The following is a 7,315-nucleotide window of genomic DNA, read 5'->3' on the forward strand; positions in this document are numbered from 1 at the left end:
GAGTAAGACTATGAGCTTGCAAGATCCTATCGCGGATTTGTTCACACGTATCCGTAACGGTCAATCAGCGAAGAAAGTATCTGTAACGATGCCAACTTCAAAGCTGAAAGTAGCATTAGCTAAAGTACTAAAAGACGAAGGTTACATCGTAGACTACGCAGTTAACGGTGAAGTTAAACCTGAGCTTTCTATCGAGTTGAAGTACTTCGAAGGCAAAGCTGTAATTGAAAATATCCAGCGTGTAAGTCGCCCTGGTTTACGTATCTACAAGAAACGTGACGAATTACCGAAGGTAATGGGTGGTCTTGGTATCGCTATCGTATCAACTTCTAAAGGCCTAATGACAGACCGCGCAGCACGTAGTGCTGGTGTTGGTGGTGAAATCATTGGCTTTGTAGCTTAATCGGAGGGGAACTATGTCTCGCATAGCAAAGGCACCAATTAATGTTCCTGCCGGTGTAGAAGTTACATTGAAAGGCCAGGAAATCACAGTTAAAGGCAAAAACGGTGAACTTACTCGTACTATCAACGACGCAGTTGAAGTACAAGTTAACGACAACGTTATTACAACTTTACCTCGTGAAGGCGTAGCAAATGCATGGGCACAAGCAGGTACTGCTCGCGCTCTAATCAACAACATGGTTGTTGGTACGCATGAAGGTTACGAGAAGAAACTTCAGTTAGTAGGCGTTGGTTACCGTGCTGCAGCTAAGGGTAAAGTTTTAGACTTAACACTTGGTTTCTCACACCCAGTTAATTTCGCAGTTCCTGAAGGAATTACGATTGAAACTCCAAGCCAAACAGAAGTTCTAGTTAAGGGCGTAGATAAGCAGTTAGTTGGTCAAACAGCTGCTAACATTCGTGCATACCGTAAACCTGAGCCTTATAAAGGTAAAGGTGTTCGCTATTCAGATGAGAATGTACGCCGTAAAGAGGCTAAGAAGAAGTAAGGTAAGACGATGGATAAAAAAACAGCTCGTCTACGTCGTGCTAAACGCACTCGTAGAAATTATATTGAACAAGGCACAACGCGTCTTGTTATCCACCGCACGCCACGTCACATTTACGCTCAAGTAATTAATGCTGAGGGTAATGTACTGGCTGCTGCTTCTACTGTTGAGAAGGCTATTAGCGAAACAGTTAAAGGCACCGGTAACGTTGAAGCTGCGCAAGCAGTTGGCAAAGCGGTTGCTGAACGTGCGGCTGACAAAGGCATCGAAAAGATTGCTTTTGATCGCAGTGGCTTTAAATATCACGGCCGTGTGAAGGCGCTAGCTGATGCTGCGCGTGAAGCCGGTTTGCAATTCTAGGAGTAGACAATGGCTAACGTAGAAGCAAAGCAACAACAGCCTGATCTAGCTGAAAAGCTAATCGCGGTAAACCGTGTGTCTAAAGTAGTTAAAGGTGGTCGTATCTTTAGCTTTACTGCACTAACTGTAGTTGGTGACGGCGCAGGTAAAGTAGGTTTTGGTTATGGTAAAGCACGTGAAGTTCCAGCTGCTATTCAAAAAGCAATGGAAAAAGCACGTCGCAACATGATCAATGTAGACCTAAATGGCAATACATTACAGCATCCTGTTAAGGGACGTCATGCTGGCTCACTAGTGTTCATGAAACCAGCCTCTGAAGGTACTGGTATCATCGCAGGTGGTGCTATGCGTGCAGTACTAGAAGTGACTGGTGTTCAGAACGTACTATCTAAATGTTACGGTTCTACTAACCCAATCAACGTAGTACGTGCAACGATTTCGGCTCTTGAGAATATGAATTCTCCACAGTCTATCGCTGCAAAACGTGGCCTTCGCGTAGAAGAAATACTGGGGTAACCATGGCTAATCAAACTGTAAAAGTAACACAAGTAAAAAGCTCTATCGGTCGTTTACCGAAGCATAAAGCTACATTACGCGGTCTTGGTTTACGTCGTATCAATCACACTGTTGAGTTAGAAGACACAGCATGTGTACGTGGTATGATAAACAAGGTTTCTTACATGGTTAAGGTAGAGGGTTAATTTCATGCATTTGAATACACTTTCACCTGCTGCAGGTTCAAAAACTGCCCCTAAACGTGTTGGTCGTGGTATCGGTTCTGGTCTTGGTAAGACTGGTGGCCGTGGTCACAAAGGTCAAAAGTCACGTTCTGGCGGTAAAGTACGCGTTGGTTTTGAAGGCGGTCAAATGCCTATGCAACGTCGTCTACCTAAATTTGGTTTCACTTCACGCAAATCGTTAGTATCTGCAGAAGTTAACCTTTTTGAAATCGCTAAAGTTGAAGGCGATGTGGTAGACCTAAGCGCGTTACAAGCAGCTGGTCTAGTTAAAAAGAACGTTCTTTTCGTTAAAGTTGTTAAATCTGGTGAAGTTTCACGCGCTGTTACACTTAAAGGTCTTAAAGCCTCTAAGGGTGCACGCGAAGCTATTGAAGCTGCCGGAGGCAAGGTAGAAGACTAAGGAAGTACAAATGGCTAAACCAGGTCAAGATACACAAAGTGCACAAGGTGGGCTTTCGGAATTGAAGCGTCGATTACTCTTCGTATTGGGCGCTATCATAATTTACCGTCTAGGTTCATTTGTGCCGATCCCTGGGATTGACGCCGCTGTACTTGCCGATTTCTTCGAGCAACAAAAGGGCACCATTGTTGAAATGTTCAACATGTTCAGTGGTGGTGCACTTGAGCGAGCTTCAGTGTTAGCGCTGGGTATTATGCCGTATATCTCGGCTTCGATTATTACGCAACTATTAACGCATATGTATCCTCCGTTTATAGAGCTTAAGAAAGAAGGTGAGCAAGGGCGTAAAAAAATTAGCCAGTACACACGCTACGGCACGCTTGTGCTAGCTACTATCCAATCTATCGGTATTGCTACTAGCTTACCGGGCATGATGAACGGGTTAGTTGTTAATCCGGGTATGGGTTTCTATTTCACCGCTGTGGTGAGCTTAGTAACTGGTACTATGTTCCTTATGTGGTTGGGTGAACAAATAACAGAACGTGGTATCGGTAACGGTATTTCAGTTCTAATATTTGTTGGTATTGTAGCTAACTTGCCGTCTGCTATTGGTTCGACAGTCGAAATGGCGCGCCAAGGTGATTTGAATGTTTTTGTACTACTTATGGTTGCGGTTATAGTATTCGCTGTTACTTATCTTGTAGTGTTTTTCGAACGTGGACAACGTCGTATTGTTGTTAACTACGCTAAACGCCAACAAGGTCGTCAAGTATTTGCTGCTCAAAGCACGCATTTACCACTAAAAGTAAACATGGCGGGTGTTATTCCACCAATCTTTGCTAGTAGTATAATTCTGTTCCCTGGTACAATTGCTAGCTGGTTCGGCCAAGGTGAAGGTCCTGTCGCTGATGCATTACAAGCTGTTGCTACAACGTTGACTCCGGGTCAACCTTTGTACTCACTTGTATTAGCTGCGGCAATTATCTTCTTCTGCTTTTTCTATACAGCGTTGGTGTTTAACCCTCGTGAAACTGCAGATAACCTTAAGAAATCTGGCGCATTTATCCCAGGTATTCGTCCAGGTGAGCAGACATCTAAATACATTGATAAAGTGATGACACGCCTGACATTGGCAGGTGCTTTGTATATAACCTTTATCTGTCTGGTGCCCGAATTCATGACTATGGCATGGCAAACGCCATTCTATTTCGGCGGTACATCAATTTTGATTATCGTTGTTGTAATCATGGACTTTATGGCACAAGTACAGACTCACCTGATGTCTCATCAGTATGATTCTGTGCTGAAAAAAGCGAACCTTAAAGGCTACGGTCGATAAGGTCAGTTTACGGAGTTGAGCAATGAAAGTACGTGCTTCCGTTAAGAAAATATGCCGTAACTGTAAAGTTATTAAACGTGCTGGTGTAGTACGCGTAATTTGCAGTGAGCCTAAGCATAAGCAAAGGCAAGGCTAAGTAAACAGTCGTGCAGGCTGAGATTTCTCGGCCTGTGTTTTTAGTAGTGATTTGGTCTTCGTTTGAGTATCCTTACGGGCTTTTCAAACTTTTGATTACCAAATTCGAATATAGGAGATGTGTTAGTGGCCCGTATTGCTGGCATTAACGTCCCTGATCATAAACATGCAGTTATTGGTTTAACAGCTATTTATGGCATAGGTAAGACTCGCTCTAAGGCTATCTTAGCAGCGACTGGTATCGCCGAGACCACAAAAATCGGTGAACTTTCTGACGAAACACTTGACGTACTGCGTGATGCAGTTGGCAAGTACACTGTTGAAGGTGACCTTCGTCGTGAAGTTACATTAAATATCAAGCGCCTTATGGACCTTGGTTGTTACCGTGGCCTACGTCACCGTCGCTCTTTACCACTACGTGGTCAAAGAACTAAGACTAACGCGCGTACCCGTAAGGGTCCTCGTAAGCCTATTAAGCGATAAGGGGATAGTATTATGGCTAAGACACCAATTCGTCGTAAAAAGGTTAAAAAACAAGTTGCTGATGGTATGGCTCATGTTCATGCTTCTTTCAACAACACTATTGTAACGATTACCGACCGTCAAGGTAATGCACTATCATGGGCTACTGCCGGTGGTTCAGGTTTCCGTGGTTCACGTAAATCTACACCATTTGCTGCTCAGGTTGCTGCAGAGCGTGCAGGTACTGCTGCTCAAGAATACGGTTTAAAAAATCTAGAAGTTTTCATCAAAGGTCCAGGTCCAGGTCGTGAATCTGCTGTACGTGCTTTGAATGCTGCTGGTTACCGTATTACAAACATTACTGACGTGACGCCAATACCACATAATGGTTGTCGTCCACCGAAGAAACGTCGCGTTTAACAATAGGTTAGGAGAAATAACATGGCAAGATATTTGGGCCCTAAGCTCAAGCTGAGTCGTCGTGAAGGTACTGACCTGTTCCTTAAGAGCGGCGTAAGAGCTATCGACTCTAAGTGTAAACTTGAGACTGCACCTGGTCAGCACGGCGCTCGTAAAGGTCGTCTATCTGATTACGGTTTACAATTACGTGAAAAGCAAAAAGTACGTCGTATCTACGGTGTATTAGAAAAGCAATTCCGTAACTACTATAAAGAAGCTGCTCGCCTTAAAGGTAATACAGGTGAAAACTTGTTACAGCTTTTAGAGCAACGTTTAGACAATGTTGTATATCGCATGGGTTTTGCTAGCACACGCGCTGAAGCACGTCAGTTAGTAAGCCATAAAGCGATTCTAGTTAATGGTCGTGTTGTGAACATTCCTTCATACGTAATTACTCCAGAAGATACTGTAGTAATCCGTGAGAAGTCTAAGACACAAGCACGTATCATCGCTGCTCTAGAGTTGGCTGAGCAACGTGAAAAGCCGACTTGGGTTGAAGTTGACGGTAAGAAATTGGAAGGCAGCTTTAAGCGTCTACCTGAGCGTTCAGACCTGTCTGCGGACATTAATGAACAACTAATCGTCGAACTTTACTCTAAGTAAAGTTAAGAGTTAAGAGAGGATAAAATGCAGGGTTCTGTTACAGAATTTCTAAAACCAAGGTTAGTCGACATCGACGCTATAAACCCAACGCGTTCTAAAATAGTTTTAGAACCATTAGAGCGTGGCTTTGGTCACACTCTGGGTAATGCTTTACGCCGTATATTACTTTCATCTATGCCTGGATGTGCAGTAACTGAAGTAGAAATCGACGGTGTATTACATGAGTACAGCGCGAAAGAAGGCGTTCAAGAAGACATCATTGAAATACTATTAAACCTTAAAGGTTTAGCAGTAACGTTAGAAGGCAAAGATGAAGTTTTTCTGACCCTGACTAAATCTGGTGTAGGCCCTGTTACTGCGGCTGATATTCAGCACGATGGCGATGTAACAATTGCTAATCCAGATCACGTTATCTGTAATTTAACTACAGGTAACAGCGAGATCAGCATGCGTATTCGTGTTGAGCGCGGTCGTGGTTATGTGCCGGCATCTAGTCGTTTATCCTCTGATGACGATGAGCGTCCAATTGGTAGATTGTTGCTTGATGCATCATTCAGCCCAGTTGAACGTATTGCGTACTCGGTTGAATCAGCTCGAGTTGAGCAACGTACAGATTTAGACAAATTAATCATTGATATGGAAACAAACGGTACATTAGATCCTGAAGAAGCGATCCGCCGTGCGTCTACTATCTTAGCTGAGCAATTAGATGCATTCGTAGATTTACGCGATGTAACTGAGCCAGAAGAGAAAGAAGAGAAACCAGAATTCGATCCTATTCTGCTTCGTCCAGTCGATGATCTTGAACTAACAGTACGCTCAGCAAATTGTTTGAAAGCCGAGCAAATTCAATATATCGGTGATTTAGTTCAGCGCACTGAGGTTGAGCTTCTTAAAACGCCTAATCTAGGTAAGAAGTCTCTAACTGAAATTAAAGACGTGCTAGCTTCACGTGGTCTTTCTCTAGGTATGCGCCTAGAAAACTGGCCACCTGCAAGTTTAGCTGAATAATCTAAATCACTATATTAGTTTAGTTAGAAGGATAGGGTCATGCGCCATCGTAAGAGTGGTCGTCAATTAAACCGTAACAGTAGCCATCGTAAAGCGATGTTCAGCAATATGGCAGGTTCTTTGGTGAAACATGAAATCATCAAAACTACTTTGCCAAAAGCGAAAGAGTTACGTCGTGTAATTGAACCTTTAATCACACTGGCTAAGACTGACAGTGTAGCAAACCGCCGTTTAGCGTTTGCTCGCACACGCGACAATGAAGTTGTTGGTAAATTATTCAGTGAAATCGGTCCACGTAACGCGGATCGCCCAGGTGGTTACACTCGTATTCTTAAGTGTGGCTTCCGTACTGGTGATAATGCACCAATGGCTTATATTGAACTAGTTGGTCGCCCAGCGACTAGCGAAGAAGTTCAAGAAGACGCACAGTCTGCAGAGTAAGTCTTAAAGAAACCTAAAAGCCGAGCTTATGCTCGGCTTTTTAATGCCTGAAAATTATAAATAAAATTTCTCCATTACTATATTTATTTATTACCTATTACCTATTTACCACTAATCTCTAGTCATCTACAACACGGCTCTATTTCATTAATGATTTAGCTGAGTGAGTAGAATTACAATAAAAACGGTAACGTTACACCAAGAAAAAATCATAAGCTAAAAAGGTTGTCACCATAATTACCTTTCAAATAAGCACTAGAAAGATATTTATCATCATACACTTAGTAAAATGGCGTTATTAGATAAATAAAGCTTACTATTAGTTGTGTTTTTGAGCGTTTAGCTCAAATACTCATCGAACAGCATGTTTTTTCAAGTTTTCTTCAAAAAAGGGTTGATCTGTTTTCGGATCTCC

At 42.8% G+C, this 7,315-nt stretch carries 13 protein-coding genes; all 13 read left to right on the forward strand.

The genetic code is table 11. The annotated features are described in order from the left end of the window. Positions 1–10 precede the first annotated feature (10 nt). Positions 11–403: a 30S ribosomal protein S8 gene (gene rpsH / locus RF53_RS17310; RefSeq protein ID WP_006794246.1), complete on the forward strand. Its 393-nt coding sequence runs from the start codon at positions 11–13 to the stop codon at positions 401–403. A gap of 13 nt (positions 404–416) precedes the next feature. Beyond that, the gene (gene rplF / locus RF53_RS17315; RefSeq protein WP_006794247.1) at positions 417–950 is read left to right on the forward strand and encodes a 50S ribosomal protein L6; all 534 of its coding nucleotides are present in this window, start codon (positions 417–419) and stop codon (positions 948–950) included. 9 nt (positions 951–959) lie between these two features. After that, a complete protein-coding gene (gene rplR, locus RF53_RS17320; protein WP_006794248.1) occupies positions 960–1,310 on the forward strand; it encodes a 50S ribosomal protein L18 in 351 nt (116 codons plus the stop codon). A gap of 9 nt (positions 1,311–1,319) precedes the next feature. After that, positions 1,320–1,826, forward strand: coding sequence for a 30S ribosomal protein S5 (rpsE, locus tag RF53_RS17325; RefSeq protein ID WP_006794249.1), 507 nt, complete (start codon positions 1,320–1,322; stop codon positions 1,824–1,826). Positions 1,827–1,828: 2 nt separating this feature from the next. Next, complete coding sequence (gene rpmD, locus RF53_RS17330; RefSeq protein ID WP_002959482.1) at positions 1,829–2,011, forward strand: 50S ribosomal protein L30; 183 nt, start codon at positions 1,829–1,831, stop codon at positions 2,009–2,011. A 4-nt stretch (positions 2,012–2,015) separates the two neighbouring features. Beyond that, positions 2,016–2,450, forward strand: a complete 435-nt coding sequence (rplO, locus tag RF53_RS17335; protein ID WP_006794250.1) for a 50S ribosomal protein L15 — start codon at positions 2,016–2,018, stop codon at positions 2,448–2,450. 10 nt (positions 2,451–2,460) lie between these two features. Then, the gene (gene secY, locus RF53_RS17340; protein WP_006794251.1) at positions 2,461–3,789 is read left to right on the forward strand and encodes a preprotein translocase subunit SecY; all 1,329 of its coding nucleotides are present in this window, start codon (positions 2,461–2,463) and stop codon (positions 3,787–3,789) included. Positions 3,790–3,811: 22 nt separating this feature from the next. Further along, positions 3,812–3,925 carry a 50S ribosomal protein L36 gene (gene rpmJ / locus RF53_RS19325; RefSeq protein WP_002959476.1) on the forward strand — a complete coding sequence of 38 codons (114 nt, stop codon included), beginning with the start codon at positions 3,812–3,814 and terminating at the stop codon, positions 3,923–3,925. Positions 3,926–4,050: 125 nt separating this feature from the next. Further along, positions 4,051–4,407 (forward strand): 30S ribosomal protein S13, encoded by a 357-nt coding sequence (gene rpsM, locus RF53_RS17345; protein WP_006794252.1) that lies wholly within the window; start codon positions 4,051–4,053, stop codon positions 4,405–4,407. 12 nt (positions 4,408–4,419) lie between these two features. Beyond that, positions 4,420–4,806 (forward strand): 30S ribosomal protein S11, encoded by a 387-nt coding sequence (gene rpsK / locus RF53_RS17350; protein WP_002959471.1) that lies wholly within the window; start codon positions 4,420–4,422, stop codon positions 4,804–4,806. Positions 4,807–4,827: 21 nt separating this feature from the next. Continuing rightward, positions 4,828–5,448, forward strand: coding sequence for a 30S ribosomal protein S4 (gene rpsD / locus RF53_RS17355; RefSeq protein WP_002959461.1), 621 nt, complete (start codon positions 4,828–4,830; stop codon positions 5,446–5,448). Between the two features lie 24 nt (positions 5,449–5,472). Next, on the forward strand, positions 5,473–6,459 hold the full coding sequence (locus tag RF53_RS17360; RefSeq protein WP_008127834.1) for a DNA-directed RNA polymerase subunit alpha: 987 nt from the start codon (positions 5,473–5,475) through the stop codon (positions 6,457–6,459). Positions 6,460–6,498: 39 nt separating this feature from the next. Further along, positions 6,499–6,900, forward strand: coding sequence for a 50S ribosomal protein L17 (gene rplQ, locus RF53_RS17365; protein WP_006794892.1), 402 nt, complete (start codon positions 6,499–6,501; stop codon positions 6,898–6,900). Positions 6,901–7,315 lie beyond the last annotated feature (415 nt).

The sequence above is a fragment of the Pseudoalteromonas sp. ECSMB14103 genome, assembly GCF_000813065.1.
Taxonomy (GTDB): Bacteria; Pseudomonadota; Gammaproteobacteria; order Enterobacterales; family Alteromonadaceae; genus Pseudoalteromonas; species Pseudoalteromonas marina.